The following is a 19,318-nucleotide window of genomic DNA, read 5'->3' as shown; positions in this document are numbered from 1 at the left end:
AGATTTGATTTTTATATTCGAACATGCCCTAAGGACTGTGTGAAAAAGATAAATATCGACTTGACGCCTATAGCGTCGGCGCCGAATTTCCTATTTTCACTCTGTCCTTTTAACGGGCTTTGTATCATAGATTATGTCAAAAAGACGTTTAATTTTGGAAGATGGCACTATTTTTGAAGGGGAGGCCTTCGGTGCTGATATTGATGTGACTGGTGAATTGGTTTTCTCAACTGGGATGACAGGTTATCAGGAATCTATCACGGACCAGTCTTATAATGGTCAGATTTTAACCTTTACTTATCCCTTGGTAGGTAATTACGGGATTAACCGTGATGATTACGAATCGATCAAACCGACTTGTAAGGGAGTGGTTGTTAGTGAGTGGGCTCGTCGAGCAAGTAACTGGCGTAACCAGATGACTTTGGATGAATTTTTAAAGGCTAAGAAAATTCCAGCAATTTCTGGAATTGACACACGCGCCTTGACAAAAATTATTCGTCAGCACGGGACCATGAAGGCGACTCTTGCAAATGTCGGTGATTCTGTTGAGCATTTGACGGATCAATTGAGAGCGACTGTTTTGCCAACCAACAACATCCAGCAAGTATCGACAAAAACAGCCTATCCTGCACCTGGAGTTGGACGTAGTGTTGTGCTGGTTGATTTTGGCTTGAAGCATTCTATTCTTAGAGAGTTAGCCAAGCGTGATTGCAATGTGACAGTTGTCCCTTATGATACGACTGCTGAAGAAATTTTGGCCCTCAATCCAGACGGTGTCATGCTTTCAAATGGTCCTGGTAACCCAGATGATGTTCCAGAAGCACTAGAAATGATTCGTGGGATTCTTGGGAAAATTCCAATTTTTGGTATCTGTATGGGGCACCAACTCTTTGCTAAAGCAAATGGGGCAACGACTTATAAAATGAAGTTTGGTCACCGTGGTTTTAACCATGCGGTTCGTGAAATTGCGACAGGTCGAGTGGACTTTACCAGTCAGAACCACGGTTATGCAGTGGCTCGTGAAGATTTACCTGAATGTTTAATGATTACTCATGAAGAAATCAATGACAAATCAGTAGAAGGGGTACGCCACAAGTACTATCCAGGTTTCTCTGTTCAATTCCACCCAGATGCTGCACCTGGTCCACATGATGCCAGCTATTTGTTTGACGAATTTATGGAATTGATGGATTCGTTTAAAAAAGGGCAGTAAGGTTTAACCACTATCGAGCTAAACCTTACTGCGTCGGTCAGAGTAAGTCGGACTACATGGAAGGCATGTGTCCTCCTACGCAAAGTCCAATGGGATCTTTGCTAACTCTGACACTAGTTTAGAATTTCAATTATTATCGAATTGAGATTCTAAACGTCGGACTTATCTTATTTAATGTCGCTCAGAGAGGCGACGAATAGAAAGGCAAGGGACAGGTCAATGGTTGCGAGCAACTCATTTCCCACTGCGCTGAGATGTTGACACCTGCTCTTAGAAATGGTGATATACTTTAAGGCTATTCCTTGCACTAGTTTGTACAGTCAATTAATGTCGAATTGACTTTCAAAGCGTCGGTCAGAGCAAGTCGGACTTCATGCTAACGCATGTGTCCTCCTACGCAAAGTCCAATGGGACCTTTGCTAACTCTGACACTAGTTTAGAATTTCAATTATTATCGAATTGAGATTCTAAACGTCGGACTTATCTTATTTAATGTCGCTCAGAGAGGCGACGAATAGAAAGGAGAGATACAGGTTCGAGTTTCCTATTCGAACACGCCCTAAGGGCTGTGCGAAAAAGATAAACATCGTCTTGATGCTTGAAGCATTAGCGTCGTGTTTCCTATTTTTGCTTTGTCCTCTTAACGGGCTTTGTATCATACATTATGCCAAAACGTACGGATATTAAGAAAATTATGGTAATTGGGTCTGGTCCGATTATTATCGGTCAGGCTGCGGAGTTTGATTATGCTGGGACTCAGGCTTGTTTGGCTTTGAAGGAAGAAGGCTATAGTGTTGTCTTGGTCAATTCAAACCCTGCGACCATCATGACAGACAAGGAAATTGCAGACAAGGTTTATATTGAGCCAATTACGCTTGAATTTGTCACACGGATTTTACGGAAGGAGCGTCCAGATGCTCTCTTGCCAACTCTGGGTGGTCAGACTGGTCTCAACATGGCCATGGAATTGTCTAAGGCTGGTATTTTAGATGAGCTTGGAGTTGAGTTGTTGGGAACTAAACTGTCTGCAATTGATCAGGCAGAGGACCGCGACCTCTTCAAACAACTCATGGAAGATCTCAATCAGCCTATTCCTGAGTCAACGATTGTGACAACAGTTGATGAGGCTTTGGAATTTGCTGTTGAAATTGGCTATCCTGTCATTGTTCGACCAGCCTTCACATTGGGTGGTACTGGCGGTGGTATGTGTGCCAATGAAGAAGAACTGCGTGAAATAGCAGAAAATGGTCTGAAATTGTCACCGGTGACCCAGTGTTTGATTGAGCGTTCCATTGCTGGTTTCAAAGAAATTGAATACGAAGTGATGCGCGATGCGGCTGACAATGCCTTGGTCGTATGTAACATGGAAAACTTTGATCCTGTGGGAATTCATACAGGAGATTCTATCGTATTTGCCCCAACGCAGACGCTTTCGGATATTGAAAACCAGATGCTACGTGATGCCAGCCTGAGCATTATCCGTGCCCTCAAAATCGAAGGTGGCTGTAATGTGCAGTTGGCACTTGAACCACATAGTTTCAAATATTATGTCATTGAAGTAAACCCACGTGTGTCCCGTTCGTCTGCCTTGGCATCGAAAGCGACAGGTTATCCTATTGCCAAATTGGCAGCAAAAATTGCGGTTGGCTTGACCTTGGATGAAATGGTGAACCCTGTTACAGGAACAACCTATGCCATGTTTGAACCAGCTCTTGACTACGTTGTGGCAAAAATTCCACGTTTCCCATTTGATAAGTTTGAAAAAGGGGAGCGTCGCCTTGGAACCCAGATGAAGGCAACTGGAGAGGTCATGGCCATTGGGCGTAATATAGAAGAAAGTCTGCTTAAGGCCTGCCGTTCTTTAGAAATCGGTGTCTACCACAATGAAATGCCTGAACTCAGCCAAGTAACAGATGACCAACTGGTTGAAAAGATTGTCAAGGCACAGGATGATCGTTTATTCTATCTTTCAGAAGCCCTTCGACGTGGCTATACAGTAGAAGAATTGGCTCAGTTGACCAAGATTGATCTTTTCTTCCTTGATAAGCTGCTTCATATCTTAGAAATCGAGCAAGAATTGGCAACGAATTTTGATAATATTGATTTATTGAAAAAAGCCAAGAAATATGGTTTTGCAGACCGCAAGATTGCAGAACTCTGGGGACGGACAGAGTCCTATATCCGTCAACTCCGTACTGAACACAAGATTGTCCCTGTTTACAAGATGGTAGACACCTGTGCGGCTGAGTTCGAAAGTTCAACACCTTATTTCTATTCAACTTATGAGTGGGAAAATGAGTCAATTCGTTCAGAAAAAGAATCTGTTTTGGTGCTGGGTTCTGGTCCAATCCGTATCGGTCAGGGTGTGGAGTTTGACTACGCGACAGTTCATTCTGTTAAGGCCATTCAAGCGGCTGGCTACGAAGCCATCATTATGAACTCAAACCCTGAAACGGTCTCAACTGACTTTTCGGTTTCGGACAAGCTTTATTTTGAGCCGTTGACCTTGGAAGAGGTCTTGAATGTGATTGACCTTGAGAAACCAAAAGGGGTTATCGTTCAGTTCGGTGGCCAGACGGCTATCAATTTGGCAGAGCCATTGGCCAAAGCAGGTATTCCAATCTTGGGGACACAGGTGGCGGATTTGGATAGAGCTGAAGACAGGGATTTATTTGAAAAAGCCCTGAAAGACCTAGGGATTCCACAGCCACCAGGCCAAACCGCAACCAACGAAGAGGAAGCTCTTGAAGCGGCCCGCAAAATTGGTTTCCCGGTACTTGTTCGTCCCTCTTATGTCTTGGGCGGTCGTGCTATGGAGATTGTCGAAAATGAAGAGGACTTACGTTCTTATATGAGAACGGCGGTCAAGGCTTCGCCAGAGCACCCAGTTTTGGTGGATTCTTATATCGTCGGTCGTGAGTGTGAAGTGGATGCTATTTCAGATGGTAAGGATGTCTTGATTCCAGGTATTATGGAGCATATCGAGCGGGCTGGGGTTCACTCAGGTGACTCAATGGCAGTTTATCCGCCACAAACCTTGTCCAAAGAAGTGCAGGCGACCATTGCAGACTACACCAAACGCTTGGCAATCGGTCTCAACTGTATCGGTATGATGAATATCCAGTTTGTTATTAAGGATGAAACGGTCTATGTCATTGAGGTCAATCCTCGTGCCAGTCGTACGGTACCATTCTTGTCCAAAGTCACTGACATTCCAATGGCTCAGGTTGCAACCAAATTGATTTTGGGGCAAAGCCTCGCGGAACTGGGTTACCAAGACGGTCTTTATCCTGAGAGCAAGCAAGTGCACGTTAAAGCACCAGTATTTTCATTTACAAAATTGGCTAAAGTTGACAGTTTGTTAGGACCAGAGATGAAGTCAACTGGTGAAATTATGGGGTCGGACTTGACATTGGAGAAAGCACTGTATAAGGCTTTTGAAGCAAGCTACCAACACCTGTCTGAGTTTGGTAATGTAGTCTTTACCATTGCGGATGAAGACAAGGAAGAAGCACTTGGTCTGGCTCAACGTTTCCATGAACTTGGTTATGGCCTACTGGCTACGGCAGGAACAGCTGCCTTTCTAACAGAAAATGGACTTGCTGTAACAACTGTTGGCAAATTAGGCGACGCAGCTTGTCAAGATATTCCAAGTCTTGTTCGTGCAGGTAAGGTTCAAGCTATTATCAATACGGTTGGTAAAAAACGGGTGGCAGATGGTGACGGTCAAGTCATTCGAAGCTCTGCTATTGAAGGAGGAATTCCGCTCTTTACGGCCCTCGATACAGCAGAAGCTATGGTCAAAGTGCTGGAGAGCCGTAGCTTCATGACACGGGCTATATAGAAGATACTATCAGGATGAGCTTTGAGTTCGTCCTGATTTTTTGATATACTGAAGAGTATGAAAATGATTGTAACAACTAGTCTTGGGATGGATGAGGGGCTGGTCTATAGAGCTAGACGGATTGCCAGTGAACTGGGAATTGAATACAAGGAAAGAAAGAAGCAGTCGGTTGGAAAAATGTTAGGTACCTACGAGGCTGTCTTGGTTCTTTATAAGGATAAATTGATACTAGAACAGAGGGGTGGGCAGGTTTTATTTTTCCACCCAGATACTGCCATGTTGCGGATTAAGTCTGGAAGAGATCCGCTTTTAGAATTACTTGGAAAAGAAAAACAATCAATAATAGACTGTACTATGGGCTTGGGATCTGATAGCATTGTGTTAGCAAGTGCTGGTCATCGGGTGACAGCCTTGGAAAGTTCTAAGCTAGTGCACTTTATTGTGAGTCGAGGTTTACAGGATTTTGATAGTGGGCTGCAAGAGGTCAATCGAGCCATGAAATCTATCCAGACAATTTGGACAGATAGTTTGACTTATTTGAAAGGGCAAATAGATAAGTCTGTTGATGTCATTTACTTTGATCCCATGTTTTCAGAAGAAATCAAGGAATCACAAAATCTTTCTGGCTTGTCTACTTTAGCTGACAGAAGCCGTTTAACGGAGGAAATTGTATCTGAGGCTAAACGAGTAGCTAGGAAGAAATTGATAATAAAGGCTCATTTTAGAGATCAGGTCTTTGAAGAATTTGGCTTTAAACGTCATGTCAGACCTAATCAAAAATTTCACTACGGAGAAATTATTTTGGAGGAGGAAGTATGAAAATCATCGTAACAGGCTTTGATCCCTTTGGTGGCGAGCCTATTAACCCAGCCTTGGAAACGATAAAATCTCTACCTAAGACCATTGCTGGTGCAGAGATTATTCTTGTAGAGATTCCGACTGTTTTTGACAAGGCTGCGGATGTTTTAGAGGAGAAAATGGCAGAACATTTACCTGATGCGGTACTATGTATTGGTCAGGCTGGTGGGCGAGTTGATTTAACTCCTGAGCGTATAGCCATTAACCAAGACGATGCACGCATTCCAGACAATGAAGGGCAACAGCCGATTGATAGAACGATTCGAGAAGATGGTCAGCCTGCTTATTTCTCCACCTTACCCATCAAAGCAATGGTTGAAGCTATTCATAAGATTGGGCTTCCAGCTTCTGTTTCTAATACTGCTGGGACCTTTGTCTGCAACCATCTCATGTATCAAGCTCTTTACTTGGCGGAGAAACAATTTCCAAAGACTAAGGTCGGTTTTCTCCATATTCCCTTCTTGCCAGAGCAGGTTGTCGACAAGCCAGGACTGGCTTCCATGTCTTTGAACGATATTGTAAGAGGAGTTGAAGTAGCTATAGGAGCGATTGTTGAATATAGGGATAAAGAGGATATTAAAAAGGGTGGTGGTAGTACACACTGATGAAAAATATTATGGAAGCAAGAAAACGTGTAGAGGAAATGGAAAAAATATTTAACAGACAGCTAGAGCTGAACCAGTCCCTTTCCGATAGTCTGGCACAACTCAACCAGGAACAATCGACTTATTTACAGTTATTAGATTATTACCAGAGCCAGACCTATATGGAAGATCTTGATTTATCTAATAAGGGTTATTTCAATGGTATTCCTTGCGGAGTATTGAGTGAAGATGGAGTCTATAATTTATTGTTTGACCGTACAAATCTAGCAAGTCACCTGAGAGAACTAGCAGATATGCTAGAACAATAAAATTTTTTAAAACCTGTCAAGTTTTTTTCTTGACACCCTGTCAAAGTGTGGTATAATAGAACATGTGCTAAATAGCTCTGCTATTTCACCGAATAAAAATACAAAGAAAAGAGAACATTTAAAAATGGCAGTAAAAATCCGTTTGACTCGTATGGGTTCTAAAAAGAAACCTTTCTACCGTATCAACGTTGCAGATTCACGTGCACCACGTGATGGTCGTTTCATCGAAACTGTTGGTACTTACAACCCACTTTTGGCTGAAAACTCAGTAACTCTTAAAGAAGAGCGTGTACTTGAGTGGTTGGCAAAAGGTGCACAACCATCTGATACAGTTCGTAGCCTTCTTTCAAATGCTGGCGTATTGAAGAAATTCCACGAGCAAAAATTCTCTAAATAAGAACAGTAAGCGAGAACACTTATGGACATGATTGAAAATCTCATTATTGCGATTGTGAAACCTTTGATTTCACAGCCTGATAGCTTGACAATTAAAATTGTTGATACACCTGAATTTTTAGAATATCATTTGGATTTGGATAAATCTGATATTGGACGTATCATTGGGAAAAAAGGACGCACAATTTCTGCAATCAGAACGATTGTCTACTCTGTTCCAACAAGTGATAAAAAAGTTCGTTTAGTGATCGACGAGAAAGAATAGAAAGTCACCATTTGGTGGCTTTTAACGTTGACAAAGGGGCCTAGCCCCTTTTTAACATATAGAAAGGAAGAAATGATGAATCTGATTTGGACCTATTTGAAAAAATACCCCAAGTGGATTGCTTTGGACTTGTTGGGGGCTTTCCTATTCATTGTAGTTAACTTGGGCTTGCCGACATTTTTGGCAAGAATGATTGACCAAGGGATTACAAAAAACAATGTTGATCAATTATATTTCTGGGCAGGCATGATGGGCTTGATTGTTTTGCTCGGTATTGTTGGTCGAGTGACACTTGCCTATGCAGCTGGAAAGTTGACTACTAACATCGTCAAAGATATTCGAAATGATCTGTACGAAAAAATTCAGGACTATTCTCATCATGAATATGAGCAGATTGGTGTTTCTTCTCTTGTGGCTCGCATGACCAACGATGCTTTTGTTTTGATGCAGTTTGCGGAGATGGTATTGAAACTGGGAATTATCACACCTTTAATGATGATTGCCTCTGTCATCATGACCTTGGTAACCAGTCCAAGTCTGGCTTGGACAGTAGCAGTAGCCATGCCATTTTTGGTTGTTGTTATTTTCTACGTAGCCACTAAAACTCGTCCTCTTTCTGAAAAGCAACAGAAACGATTGGATACGATTAACCAATATGTTCGTGAAAATCTCATGGGCTTACGGGTCATTCGTGCCTTTACGCGTGAAGAGTTCCAAGAAACTCGTTTTGCAGAGGTCAATGAAGAATATACTGAAACATCCAAAAAACTCTTTAATTTGACAGGGCTGACAGAGCCACTATTTGTACAGATTATTATTGCCATGATAGTGGCTATTGTCTGGTTTGCCCTGCCTCCTTTGAAAGGTGGCAGTCTGCAGATTGGGGATTTGGTAGCCTTTATTGAATACAGTTTCCATGCACTTTTCTCATTCTTGCTCTTTGCTAACTTGTTTAACATGTATCCGCGTATGTCGGTGTCTAGTCAGCGTATCCAAGAAGTTTTGGACATGCCTATCTCTATTTCTAAGAATGAGGACGGTATTACTGAAACAGATACTCGTGGTTATCTGGAATTTGAAAATGTGACCTTCGCCTATCCTGGTGAGACTGAGTCGCCTGTGCTACACAATATTTCCTTCAAAGCTAAGCCTGGTGAAACGATTGCCTTTATTGGTTCAACGGGTTCTGGTAAGTCTTCCTTGGTCAACTTGATTCCACGTTTCTATGATGTGACACTAGGACGAATCTTGGTAGACGGGGTGGATGTCAGACGTTACAATCTAAAGGCACTCCGCAGCAAGATAGGCTTTATTCCGCAGAAAGCTCTGCTATTTACTGGAACCATCGCGGAAAATCTCAAATACGGGAAGATGGACGCAAGTTTGGCAGAGTTGCATGAGGCGGCGGATGTGGCCCAGGCCAGAGACTTTATCGAGAGCAAGGAAGAGCAGTTTGACACCCACTTGGCAGAGGGCGGAAGTAACCTTTCAGGTGGTCAAAAACAACGTTTGTCCATTGCCCGTGCCATTGTCAAGCAGCCGGATATCTACATCTTTGATGATTCCTTCTCTGCCTTGGACTATAAGACGGATGCAGTTTTGCGGGCTCGTTTGAAGGAAGTGACAGAGAATGCGACGGTACTGATTGTGGCTCAGCGGGTCGGGACCATTATGGATGCTGACCAGATTATCGTGCTGAACGAAGGTGAAATCGTTGGCCGCGGCACCCACAATGAATTGATGGAAAGCAATGAGATTTATCGAGAAATCGCCAATTCTCAGCTTAACCGTCAATCGTTAACAGAAGAATAGGAGGAATTATGAAGAATAGATCAGTATTTACCCGTGTTTGGGACTATTTGCGTCGTTACAAATCTTCTGTATTTTTAGCCGTTTTTCTAAAGACCATTAGCGCAGTTATGAATGCCTTAGAACCCTTTGTACTGGGACTAATCATTACAGAATTGACCAAGAATTTGTTAGACATAGCAAATGGAGTAGAAGGAGCGCAGATTAACTATTCCTACATTGCTATCATGCTTGCCATCTATGCCCTTCGCGCCCTTCTATATGAAATCGGTGCCTACGGTTCTAACTATTTTATGACCAAGGCAGTGCAGGGAGCAACTAAGGAACTACGTCAGGACTTGAGCCACAAAATTAACAAGATTCCAGTATCTTATTTTGACAAGCACCAGTATGGTGATTTACTCGGACGTTTTACAAGCGATGTGGAGACTGTTTCAAACGCCCTGCAACAAAGTTTTCTCCAGCTAGTCAATGCCGTTCTGACCCTCTCTCTAGCCATTTTCATGTGTTTCTGGTTGGATGTATCCCTAGCACTTGTAGTCGTAACCTTGGTTCCAGTGACCTATTTTGGTTCTAAGTTTGTCATGGGCAAATCCCAGCCATATTTCAAGCAGCAGGCTGATGCCCTAGGTCGTTTGAACGGCTTTGTCCAAGAAAATCTGACTGGTTTTAACGTTCTCAAACTTTACGGCCGTGAAGAAATTTCTACAGAAGAGTTTCGCCAGATTACCGCAGATTTGCAGGAAGTTGGTTTCAAGGCTAGTTTCATGTCTGGTTTGCTCATGCCTCTAGTTCACGGCTTCTCAAACATCGCCTATGTTGTCGTCGCCCTGCTATCTGGATTGAAAGTTCTTGCAGGCACATTGACGGTCGGTAATATGCAGGCTTTCGTCCAATACGTCTGGCAGATTTCTCAGCCAGTCCAAACCTTGACCCAGTTGGCACCACAGTTGCAGTCTGCCAAATCCTCCCTTGAACGCATCTTTTCAGTCTTAGATGAACTTGACGAAGAAGACGCCAATGCACTAGAGTTGACAGCTAGTCTGACCGGACAAGTTAGCTTTGAACAGGTCGAATTTGGTTATTCAGAAGACAAGCCGCTTATCCGTAACTTTAATCTGGATGTTCAACCCGGTGAGATGGTGGCCATCGTTGGTCCAACAGGGGCTGGTAAGACTACTCTTATCAACTTGCTCATGCGTTTCTACGATGTCACATCAGGTTCTATCAAGGTGGATGGTCAGGACATTCGAAATATTTCCCGTCAATCCTACCGTAGTCAATTTGGTATGGTCTTGCAGGATGCTTGGCTTTATGAAGGGACCATCAAGGAAAATCTGCGTTTTGGACGTCTGGATGCGACAGATGAGGAAATTGTGGAGGCTGCCAAAGCTGCCAACGTTGACCACTTTATCCGTACCCTGCCTGGCGGTTATAATATGGAAATGAACCAGGAATCCAGCAATATTTCCCAAGGTCAGAAACAGCTTTTGACTATTGCGCGTGCCTTGTTGGCGGATCCTGCTATTCTGATTCTTGACGAAGCGACTTCCTCAGTTGATACCCGTTTGGAACTCTTGATTCAAAAGGCCATGAAACGGTTGATGAAAGGGCGGACAAGTTTCGTTATTGCTCACCGCTTATCAACCATTCAGGAAGCTGATAAGATTTTGGTCTTGAAAGATGGACAGATTATCGAACAAGGTAACCATGAAAGTCTTTTGGCAGACAAAGGTTTCTATTATAATCTGTATCAAAGTCAGTTTAGTGAATCCAAATAAAAAAACGAACTCCCTTGTCAGTGACAGGGAGTTTTCTCATATACATGTTTGTGAAAATTAATAGGAAATTTCGGATAATAGTCCCTCAGCGGTAGTGGTTGGGAGGATGCGGACACGATTGAGAGTCAGTAATCCGTCACTAGCAGAAGCCAAGCCGTTGTTAGTAGTCACACCAAGTTTGTAGCCAGCTTGTTCAGTTAAGGCTACTGTATCTGCTGAGTATCGTCCACCAGGGTAGGCGATAGCGATGGTTTCTTGATTTAATTGGCTGTCAAGATAGGCTTTAGAGGAAGTAAGTTCATTTGTTTGATCCTCGATAGAACTATACTCTAAATCAGGATGGTTGACGGTATGCCCTTGGAAGGAGAACCCTGCGGTCTGCATTTCCTTGATTTGTTCAAGAGTAAGGTGCCCTGCTTGTCCATATTCAGTAAATCCTGTAATGACATTGTTGGTTGCCTTCATTTGATATTGCTTAAGCAATGGGTAGGCATAACTATAAAAATCCCAGAGGCTATCGTCAAAGGTTAGCCATACAACCTTTTTGCCAGCAGGAAGGACATTTTCTGTCAATACTTTATAAGCCTCTTCAGGTGATAAAGTATAGTAACCTGCATCTTGCAATGCTTTTAGATGACTTTCGAAAGTCGTTGGATCTACGATAAGATTCGCATTAGCTTCTTCCTCAGGAGCCATTACGTGAATGGCATGATACATGAGGATTGGAAGTCTGATAGGTTCAGTTTGTTGTTCCCAAATGATTTCTGTTTGTACTTCACTACTTTCTGAAGTCATAACACTCGAACTGGTTGTTGTCTCTACCGTTGAAGCTTTGGAATCACTTTGTTGCTTAGATGGCTGTTTTAGAAAGATTAGAAAAATAGATAGTAGAGTCACTACTAATAATGCGATACCAAGTAGCATTGGCACAAGTTGTTTCTTTTGTGTGCGGCTTCGACGGGCTCTTCTTGAATGTTTCATTATCTTATCTCCATAATCATATATTAAAACAATTATATCAAATTTTTTGCCAAATAGTCAGAATATTTGTTATAATGGGAGAAATACATTTTAAAGGAGAGCACATGGTAGTTAAGATAGGATTATTAGGATTTGGAACCGTTGCGAGTGGTGTGCCATTTTTATTAGAAGAAAACCAGGAAAAAATAGAGAAAGCTGCGCATGATAGTATTGAAGTTGCTAAGGTTTTGGTCAAGGATGAAGCAGAAAAAGACCGTCTCTTGGCTGCAGGTCATGACTATCATTTTGTAACAAACATTGATGACATTTTGGCTGACGAAGACATCGCCATTGTCGTTGAGCTGATGGGACGTATTGAGCCAGCAAAAACATTTATTACACGTGCCTTGGAAGCAGGCAAGCATATTGTAACAGCCAACAAGGATTTACTTGCTGTTCATGGTAGCGAACTACGTGCCTTGGCTGAAGAGAAAGGTCTTGCGCTTTATTATGAAGCTGCAGTTGCAGGTGGTATTCCAATCTTGCGTACCTTGGTTAACTCATTGGCTGCTGACAAGGTGACTCGTATCCTCGGTGTATTGAATGGTACTTCAAACTTCATGTTGACTAAGATGGTTGATGAAGGCTGGACTTACGAAAAAGCTCTTCAAACAGCACAGGAACTTGGTTATGCAGAATCTGACCCAACAAATGACGTTGAGGGGATTGATGCGGCTTACAAGGCTGTTATCCTCAGTCAATTTGCTTTCGGGATGACAGTTGATTTTGAACACGTAGCACACAAGGGTATTTCAAATATCACGCCAGAAGATGTAGCAGTGGCACAAGAGTTGGGCTATGTCATCAAACTTGTGGGTGATATTCAAGAAACTACCTCTGGTATTGCTGCCGAAGTATCTCCAACCTTCCTACCGAAAAATCATCCACTTGCAAGCGTGAATGGTGTGATGAATGCTGTATTTGTCGAATCTATCGGCATCGGCCAGTCTATGTACTATGGACCGGGCGCTGGGCAAAAACCGACTGCAACAAGTGTTATGGCTGACATTATTCGTATCGTTCGTCGCTTGAAAGACAATACTATCGGCAAAGCCTTCAATGAATACAGCCGCCCACTTCAATTGGCAGCCCCAAGCGATGTGAAGAGCGAATATTATTTCTCAATTGATGCGCCTGATAAAAATGGAAAAATGCTTCGTTTAGCAGAAATCTTCAATTCTGAAGAAATTTCCTTCAAGCAAATTCTGCAACAAGCTGCAGATGGAGAAACAGCCCGTCTAGTGATTGTGACCCATGAAATGAGTAAGACTCAGTTGGAAAATGTAACAGACAAATTGAGTAAAGAAACAGACTTTACTGTCTTAAATACCTTTAAAGTACTGGGAGAATAAGCAATGAAAATTATTATTCCAGCAACTTCAGCTAATATCGGTCCAGGATTTGATTCAGTAGGTGTTGCCCTTTCGAAATATCTAACGATTGAAGTGTTTGAAGAGACTGATGAATGGGTGATTGAGCACAATCTTGAACATGTTCCATCAGACAAGAACAATCTTTTGATCAAGACAGCTTTAAAGATTGAAAAAGGATTGCGGCCGCATCGTATCAGAATGATTAGTGATATTCCCTTGGCACGTGGTTTGGGTTCATCCAGTTCCGTTATCGTAGCTGGTATCGAATTGGCTAATCAATTAGCAGGTTTGAATATGACAGCGGATGAAAAATTGCTCAAAGCGACAGAAATTGAAGGACATCCTGATAATGTAGCCCCAGCGATTTTTGGTAATTTAGTCATCTCTAGCTATGTTAATAAGAGAGTACAGGCAGTTGTAACAGAATTCCCAGAAGCAAGTTTTGTTGCCTTTATCCCAAATTATCCTCTTCGTACAGTTGAGAGCAGGGGTGTGCTGCCATCTCAGATGGGCTATAAGAAAGCAGTGGCTGCTAGTGCCATTGCAAACGTTGCTGTTGCCAGTTTGATGGCAGGTGATCTGGAAAAAGCTGGGAAATCAATTCAGTCAGATATGTTCCATGAACCATTCCGTCAGCTACTTGTTAAGGAGTTTTGTCCAATCAAGCAAACTGCACAGGAGTTGGGAGCCTATGCAACCTACTTGTCAGGTGCCGGTCCAACAGTGATGGTATTAGCGCCCAAAGATAGGGAGGACGCTATTGTTCTAGCATTAGAGGAACTAAATCTAGACGGAACTGTCCACCGCCTTCAAGTAGATACCAAAGGGATTGCTATTGCATAGATAGTGAGAATCTATCATTTGCAAAAGTAAAAATGTTTATTTTGTTGGAGTTCGCCATCGCTACTATACGCGGTAGAAAGGGAACTCCTTTTTTGGTGCATTCCATTCTCCATTACAAAATATTGGAGCAAATTAATTTGGCTTGTGAAAGTATTTTTGTTGAATTTTATTCGTTTTCTCCTGTAATTTTTGGTATAATAAATCCTGTATATCTTAAATTGAAATGAGAAGGTTATGAAAGATAAAATTAGGCTTGAATTAGAAGGCATCGATATCCGATTCGATGAGCCTTTAAAAGAATATACCTATACAAAAGTAGGAGGAGCTGTTGATTATCTAGCTTTTCCGCGGAATCGTTACGAGATTGTTCGTATAGTAGAATTTGCTAAACGCGAAGGTATTCCATGGCAAGTATTAGGAAATTCAAGTAATATCATTGTCCGAGATGGCGGTATTCGTGGTTTTGTTATCCGTATGGATAAACTTAACTCCGTTACTGTATCAGGATACACCATTGAAGCGGAAGCAGGTGCCAATCTGATTGAAACGACAAAAGTCGCACTTTTTCATTCTTTATCAGGATTTGAATTTGCTTGTGGTATTCCGGGAAGCATTGGTGGTGCTGTCTATATGAATGCAGGTGCTTACGGAGGTGAAGTGGCACACATTCTAGTTTCAGCGCAGATTTTGACTCCAGCAGGTTATGTCGAAACGTTGGACAATCGTGAGTTGCGATTTGGCTACCGTTCTTCTATTTTGCAGGAAAACGGTGCGATTGTTTTGTCTGCAAAATTTGCCCTCAAGCCAGGAAATCATACGGTTATTCAACAAGAAATGGCTCGTTTGACACATTTACGCGAGCTCAAGCAACCTTTGGAATATCCATCTTGTGGTTCAGTCTTCAAACGTCCACTTGGTCACTTTGCAGGTCAGTTGATTATGGATGCGGGGTTAAAAGGTTATCGAATTGGTGGTGTTGAAGTATCTGAAAAACACGCAGGTTTTATGGTCAATGTCGACAATGGTACAGCAAAGGATTATGAAAATCTGATTGCACATGTGATTGATGTTGTTGAAAAATCTTCAGGAATTACACTGGAGAGAGAGGTTCGTATTATCGGTGAACTTGCTGATAAACTCTAGCCATCTGGCTCTGTTTTAAAAGAAGGAATTTATGAGAATTGAAAAAGCCAATTATTGAATTTAAGAACGTTTCAAAAGTATTTGAAGACAGTGGAACAACTGTATTAAAGGATATTAGTTTTGAATTGGAAGAAGGGAAATTTTATACCCTATTAGGAGCTTCTGGCTCAGGTAAATCAACAATTTTGAACATTATTGCTGGTTTATTGGATGCGAGTTCAGGTGATATTTATCTGGACGGTCAACGGATTAATGATGTTCCGACTAATAAACGGGATGTCCATACGGTTTTCCAGTCCTATGCCCTTTTCCCACATATGACTGTCTTTGAAAATGTGGCTTTTCCTCTTAAATTAAGAAAGGTTGATAAGGCTGAAATTGAACGCCGTGTGACAGAAGCCTTACAAATGGTCCGGCTCTCTGGTTATGAAAATCGTTCCATTCAGAAATTGTCTGGTGGTCAACGCCAGCGGGTTGCTATTGCACGTGCGATTATCAACCAGCCTCGCGTCGTCTTGCTAGATGAACCACTTTCTGCCCTGGACTTGAAACTAAGAACAGAAATGCAGTACGAACTGCGTGAATTGCAACAACGTCTAGGAATTACCTTCGTCTTCGTTACCCATGACCAAGAAGAAGCTCTGGCCATGAGTGACTGGATTTTTGTCATGAATGAAGGTGAAATTGTTCAGTCAGGAACGCCTGTAGATATTTATGATGAGCCAATCAACCATTTTGTTGCTACCTTTATTGGCGAGTCCAATATCCTGTCTGGTCGCATGATTAGAGACTATTTAGTTGAATTTAACGGCAAACGCTTCGAAGCTGTGGATGGTGGTATGCGTCCAAATGAAGACGTTCAAATCGTTATCCGTCCAGAAGACTTGCAGATTACACTTCCAGAAGAAGGTAAATTGCAGGTAAAAGTAGATACCCAGCTCTTCCGTGGGGTTCACTATGAAATCATTGCCTACGATGATTTGGGCAATGAATGGATGATTCACTCAACTCGTAAAGCTATTGTGGGAGAGGTCATCGGTCTAGACTTTGAGCCAGAAGATATTCATATCATGCGTCTTAATGAAACAGAGGAAGAATTCGATGCCCGTATCGAAGAATATGTGGAAGTGGAAGAAGTAGAAGATGGCTTGATTAACGCCATTGAGGAGGAACGCAATGAAGAAAACCTCTAGGCTTTTTGCAATTCCCTACGCCCTATGGGTCTTTCTCTTTGTACTAGCTCCAGTTGCCTTGATTATCTTCAAATCTTTCTTTGATATTCATGGCAATTTCACTTTGGCCAATTATCAGACCTATTTTAACTCGCCCAATATGACCTATCTGCGAATGAGTTTTAACTCCATTTTTTACGCAGGTATTATCACTCTGGTCACGCTTTTGGTTTCCTACCCAACAGCCTATTTCTTGACCAAACTCAAGCATAGACAGCTCTGGTTGATGCTTATTATCTTGCCAACCTGGGTCAATCTTTTGCTAAAAGCCTATGCCTTTATCGGTATTTTTGGGCAACACGGCTCTATCAACCAGTTCCTAGAATTTATTGGTCTAGGAGCTCAGCAAATTCTTTTTACAGATTTCTCCTTTATTGCTGTTGCAGCCTATATCGAGATTCCGTTTATGATTTTGCCGATCTTTAACGCCTTGGATGATTTGGATAAAAACCTAATCAATGCGAGTCGTGATTTGGGGGCAACTCCTTGGCAGACCTTCACAAAAGTTATTTTTCCTCTTTCTATGAATGGTGTCCGTTCTGGTGTACAGGCGGTTTTCATTCCAAGTCTGAGCCTCTTCATGTTGACCCGTTTGATTGGCGGTAACCGAGTGATCACGCTTGGTACAGCTATCGAACAACACTTTCTCACAACACAAAACTGGGGAATGGGCTCAACCATTGGTGTGGTCTTGATTTTGGCCATGCTCTTGATTATGTGGATGACGAAAGAGAGGAAGAAATAATGAAAAAATTTGCAAACATTTACTTAGCGGTTGCCTTCCTCCTTCTTTATTTGCCGATTTTCTATCTGATTTTCTACGCCTTTAATGAAGGTGGGGATATGAATGGATTTACAGGTTTTACCTTGGAGCATTTTTCATCTATGCTTGGCGATAGCCGACTAATGCTGATTCTGGCTCAAACCTTCTTGTTGGCCTTCTTGAGTTCTTTGATGGCGACCCTTATCGGAACTTTCGGTGCCATCTATATCTATCAGGCAAAACCTCGTTTTCAAAATGCACTCTTGTCTGTCAATAATATCTTGATGGTCGCTCCAGACGTCATGATTGGGGCAAGTTTCCTAATTCTCTTTACCATGATTGGTTTCCAGCTAGGCTTTGTCTCAGTATTGCTCAGTCATATTGCCTTTTCTATTCCAATCGTAGTATTGATGGTTTTGCCACGGCTGAAAGAGATGAACGCAGATATGATTTCAGCAGCTTATGACTTGGGTGCAACTCAGCCACAAATGCTGAAAGAAATCATGTTGCCATACCTAACACCAGCCATCATTGCAGGCTACTTCATGGCCTTTACCTATTCCTTGGATGACTTTGCTGTGACATTCTTTGTTACGGGAAATGGTTACTCAAACCTATCTGTAGAGATTTATTCTCGGGCTCGTCAAGGGATTTCTCTAGAAATCAATGCCTTGTCAACCCTAGTTTTCCTTTTCTCTATCTTATTGGTAGTGGGTTATTATTTCATCTCACGTGAAAAGGAGGCCAACTAATGAAACGATTGTATTCATTTTTTGTAGGAATTATAGCTATTGTCCTAGTTTTATGGGGAATTAGTTCAAAATTAGAAGCTGATTCAACCCAAGGGACAACTGATAAACTTGTCATCTATAACTGGGGCGATTATATTGACCCAGAATTACTCGCAGAATTCACGGCTGAAACAGGTATTCAGGTGGATTACCAGACCTTTGATTCTAACGAATCCATGTACACTAAAATCAAGCAGGGTGGAACTACCTATGACCTGGCTGTTCCTTCTGAGTATATGATTTCCAAAATGACGGAAGAAGATATGCTCGTGAAACTAGATAAATTAAAAATTGAAGGGATAGAAAATATCGATCCACGATTTATGGGCTTGAGTTTTGATAAGAACAATGACTATTCTATTCCATATTTCTGGGGGACCTTGGGGATTGTTTACAATGAAACTATGGTTGACAATCCTCCTCAAGAATGGGAAGATTTGTGGTCAGAAGAATACCGTGACAATATCATGTTAATCGACGGTGTTCGTGAGGTCATGGGCTTCGGTCTGCAATCTTTGGGTTACAGCTTAAACTCTAAAAATCCTGCAGAGATTGAAAAAGCAGCTGAACATCTTTATAATTTAACTCCAAATGTCAAAGCAATTGTTGCTGATGAGATAAAAGGTTATATGATACAAGATGCGGCAGCAATTGCTGTTTCGTTCTCAGGTGAGGCGAGTGAAATGTTAGATGGAAATGAAAATCTGCGCTATGTTGTACCATCAAAAGGTTCTAACCTTTGGTTCGATAACATGGTCATTCCAAAAACAGCAAAAAATATTGATGGAGCTTACGCCTTTATGAGTTTTATGCTTCGTCCTGAAAATGCGCTTCGCAATGCAGAATATGTTGGTTATTCAACACCAATTCCTGCAGCCAAGGCTATGCTGGATGAGGAGACTCAGAGCGATGAATCTTTCTATCCATCTGAAGAAACGATGAAGAAGATGGAAGTTTATGATAATCTTGGACCAGAGATACTTGGAATGTATAATGACCTCTATCTCCAATTCAAGATGTATCGGAAATAGTCTGATTGGACAGGTAGCAATATAAATAAAAGAATGGGAGTGA

At 42.0% G+C, this 19,318-nt stretch carries 17 protein-coding genes; 16 read left to right on the top strand and 1 reads right to left on the bottom strand.

What is annotated here, in order from left to right:
- Positions 1-133 precede the first annotated feature (133 nt).
- The 9 genes from CWM22_07170 to CWM22_07130 all read left to right on the top strand — a co-directional run bounded on the left by CWM22_07170 (position 134) and on the right by CWM22_07130 (position 11,079).
- Entirely contained in the window at positions 134-1,213 is a 1,080-nt protein-coding gene (locus tag CWM22_07170) for a carbamoyl-phosphate synthase small subunit (protein AUC91683.1), read from the top strand.
- A 664-nt stretch (positions 1,214-1,877) separates the two neighbouring features.
- Positions 1,878-5,057: a carbamoyl-phosphate synthase large subunit gene (locus CWM22_07165; protein AUC91682.1), complete on the top strand. Its 3,180-nt coding sequence runs from the start codon at positions 1,878-1,880 to the stop codon at positions 5,055-5,057.
- Positions 5,058-5,120: 63 nt separating this feature from the next.
- Positions 5,121-5,876, top strand: a complete 756-nt coding sequence (locus tag CWM22_07160) for an SAM-dependent methyltransferase (GenBank protein ID AUC91681.1) — start codon at positions 5,121-5,123, stop codon at positions 5,874-5,876.
- Positions 5,873-6,520: a pyroglutamyl-peptidase I gene (pcp, locus tag CWM22_07155; GenBank protein AUC91680.1), complete on the top strand. Its 648-nt coding sequence runs from the start codon at positions 5,873-5,875 to the stop codon at positions 6,518-6,520. The genes CWM22_07160 and pcp overlap by 4 nt, the downstream gene beginning before the upstream one ends.
- An 11-nt stretch (positions 6,521-6,531) precedes the next feature.
- Positions 6,532-6,828 carry a DUF4298 domain-containing protein gene (locus tag CWM22_07150; protein ID AUC92863.1) on the top strand — a complete coding sequence of 99 codons (297 nt, stop codon included), beginning with the start codon at positions 6,532-6,534 and terminating at the stop codon, positions 6,826-6,828.
- Between the two features lie 124 nt (positions 6,829-6,952).
- Entirely contained in the window at positions 6,953-7,225 is a 273-nt protein-coding gene (locus tag CWM22_07145) for a 30S ribosomal protein S16 (GenBank protein ID AUC91679.1), read from the top strand.
- Positions 7,226-7,246: 21 nt separating this feature from the next.
- Positions 7,247-7,489: a KH domain-containing protein gene (locus CWM22_07140; protein ID AUC91678.1), complete on the top strand. Its 243-nt coding sequence runs from the start codon at positions 7,247-7,249 to the stop codon at positions 7,487-7,489.
- A gap of 75 nt (positions 7,490-7,564) precedes the next feature.
- Positions 7,565-9,301 carry an ABC transporter ATP-binding protein gene (locus tag CWM22_07135; protein AUC91677.1) on the top strand — a complete coding sequence of 579 codons (1,737 nt, stop codon included), beginning with the start codon at positions 7,565-7,567 and terminating at the stop codon, positions 9,299-9,301.
- A gap of 8 nt (positions 9,302-9,309) precedes the next feature.
- Positions 9,310-11,079 carry an ABC transporter ATP-binding protein gene (locus CWM22_07130; protein ID AUC91676.1) on the top strand — a complete coding sequence of 590 codons (1,770 nt, stop codon included), beginning with the start codon at positions 9,310-9,312 and terminating at the stop codon, positions 11,077-11,079.
- Between the two features lie 57 nt (positions 11,080-11,136).
- On the opposite strand, the gene CWM22_07125 is transcribed toward CWM22_07130, so the two are convergent.
- On the bottom strand, positions 11,137-12,060 hold the full coding sequence (locus CWM22_07125) for a polysaccharide deacetylase family protein (protein ID AUC91675.1): 924 nt from the start codon (positions 12,058-12,060) through the stop codon (positions 11,137-11,139).
- A 104-nt stretch (positions 12,061-12,164) separates the two neighbouring features.
- Between CWM22_07125 and CWM22_07120 the strand changes: the two genes are divergently transcribed.
- From CWM22_07120 to CWM22_07090, 7 genes are all read left to right on the top strand, one after another.
- Positions 12,165-13,451, top strand: a complete 1,287-nt coding sequence (locus tag CWM22_07120) for a homoserine dehydrogenase (GenBank protein AUC91674.1) — start codon at positions 12,165-12,167, stop codon at positions 13,449-13,451.
- Positions 13,452-13,454: 3 nt separating this feature from the next.
- Positions 13,455-14,315 (top strand): homoserine kinase, encoded by an 861-nt coding sequence (locus CWM22_07115; GenBank protein AUC91673.1) that lies wholly within the window; start codon positions 13,455-13,457, stop codon positions 14,313-14,315.
- Between the two features lie 234 nt (positions 14,316-14,549).
- Positions 14,550-15,458, top strand: coding sequence for a UDP-N-acetylenolpyruvoylglucosamine reductase (locus CWM22_07110; protein AUC91672.1), 909 nt, complete (start codon positions 14,550-14,552; stop codon positions 15,456-15,458).
- 38 nt (positions 15,459-15,496) lie between these two features.
- The gene (locus CWM22_07105) at positions 15,497-16,651 is read left to right on the top strand and encodes an ABC transporter ATP-binding protein (GenBank protein ID AUC91671.1); all 1,155 of its coding nucleotides are present in this window, start codon (positions 15,497-15,499) and stop codon (positions 16,649-16,651) included.
- The gene (locus CWM22_07100; protein AUC91670.1) at positions 16,635-17,435 is read left to right on the top strand and encodes an ABC transporter permease; all 801 of its coding nucleotides are present in this window, start codon (positions 16,635-16,637) and stop codon (positions 17,433-17,435) included. The genes CWM22_07105 and CWM22_07100 overlap by 17 nt, the downstream gene beginning before the upstream one ends.
- Positions 17,435-18,205 carry an ABC transporter permease gene (locus CWM22_07095; protein AUC91669.1) on the top strand — a complete coding sequence of 257 codons (771 nt, stop codon included), beginning with the start codon at positions 17,435-17,437 and terminating at the stop codon, positions 18,203-18,205. Before CWM22_07100 ends, CWM22_07095 begins: the two co-directional genes overlap by 1 nt.
- A complete protein-coding gene (locus tag CWM22_07090) occupies positions 18,205-19,275 on the top strand; it encodes a spermidine/putrescine ABC transporter substrate-binding protein (GenBank protein AUC91668.1) in 1,071 nt (356 codons plus the stop codon). The genes CWM22_07095 and CWM22_07090 overlap by 1 nt, the downstream gene beginning before the upstream one ends.
- The last annotated feature ends 43 nt before the right edge of the window (positions 19,276-19,318 follow it).

Origin of the sequence: Streptococcus suis (genome assembly GCA_002831545.1) — a bacterium.
Classification (GTDB): domain Bacteria; phylum Bacillota; class Bacilli; order Lactobacillales; family Streptococcaceae; genus Streptococcus; species Streptococcus suis_P.
Note: the sequence above shows the minus strand (reverse complement) of the source record. Positions and strands in the feature narration are given on the sequence as shown.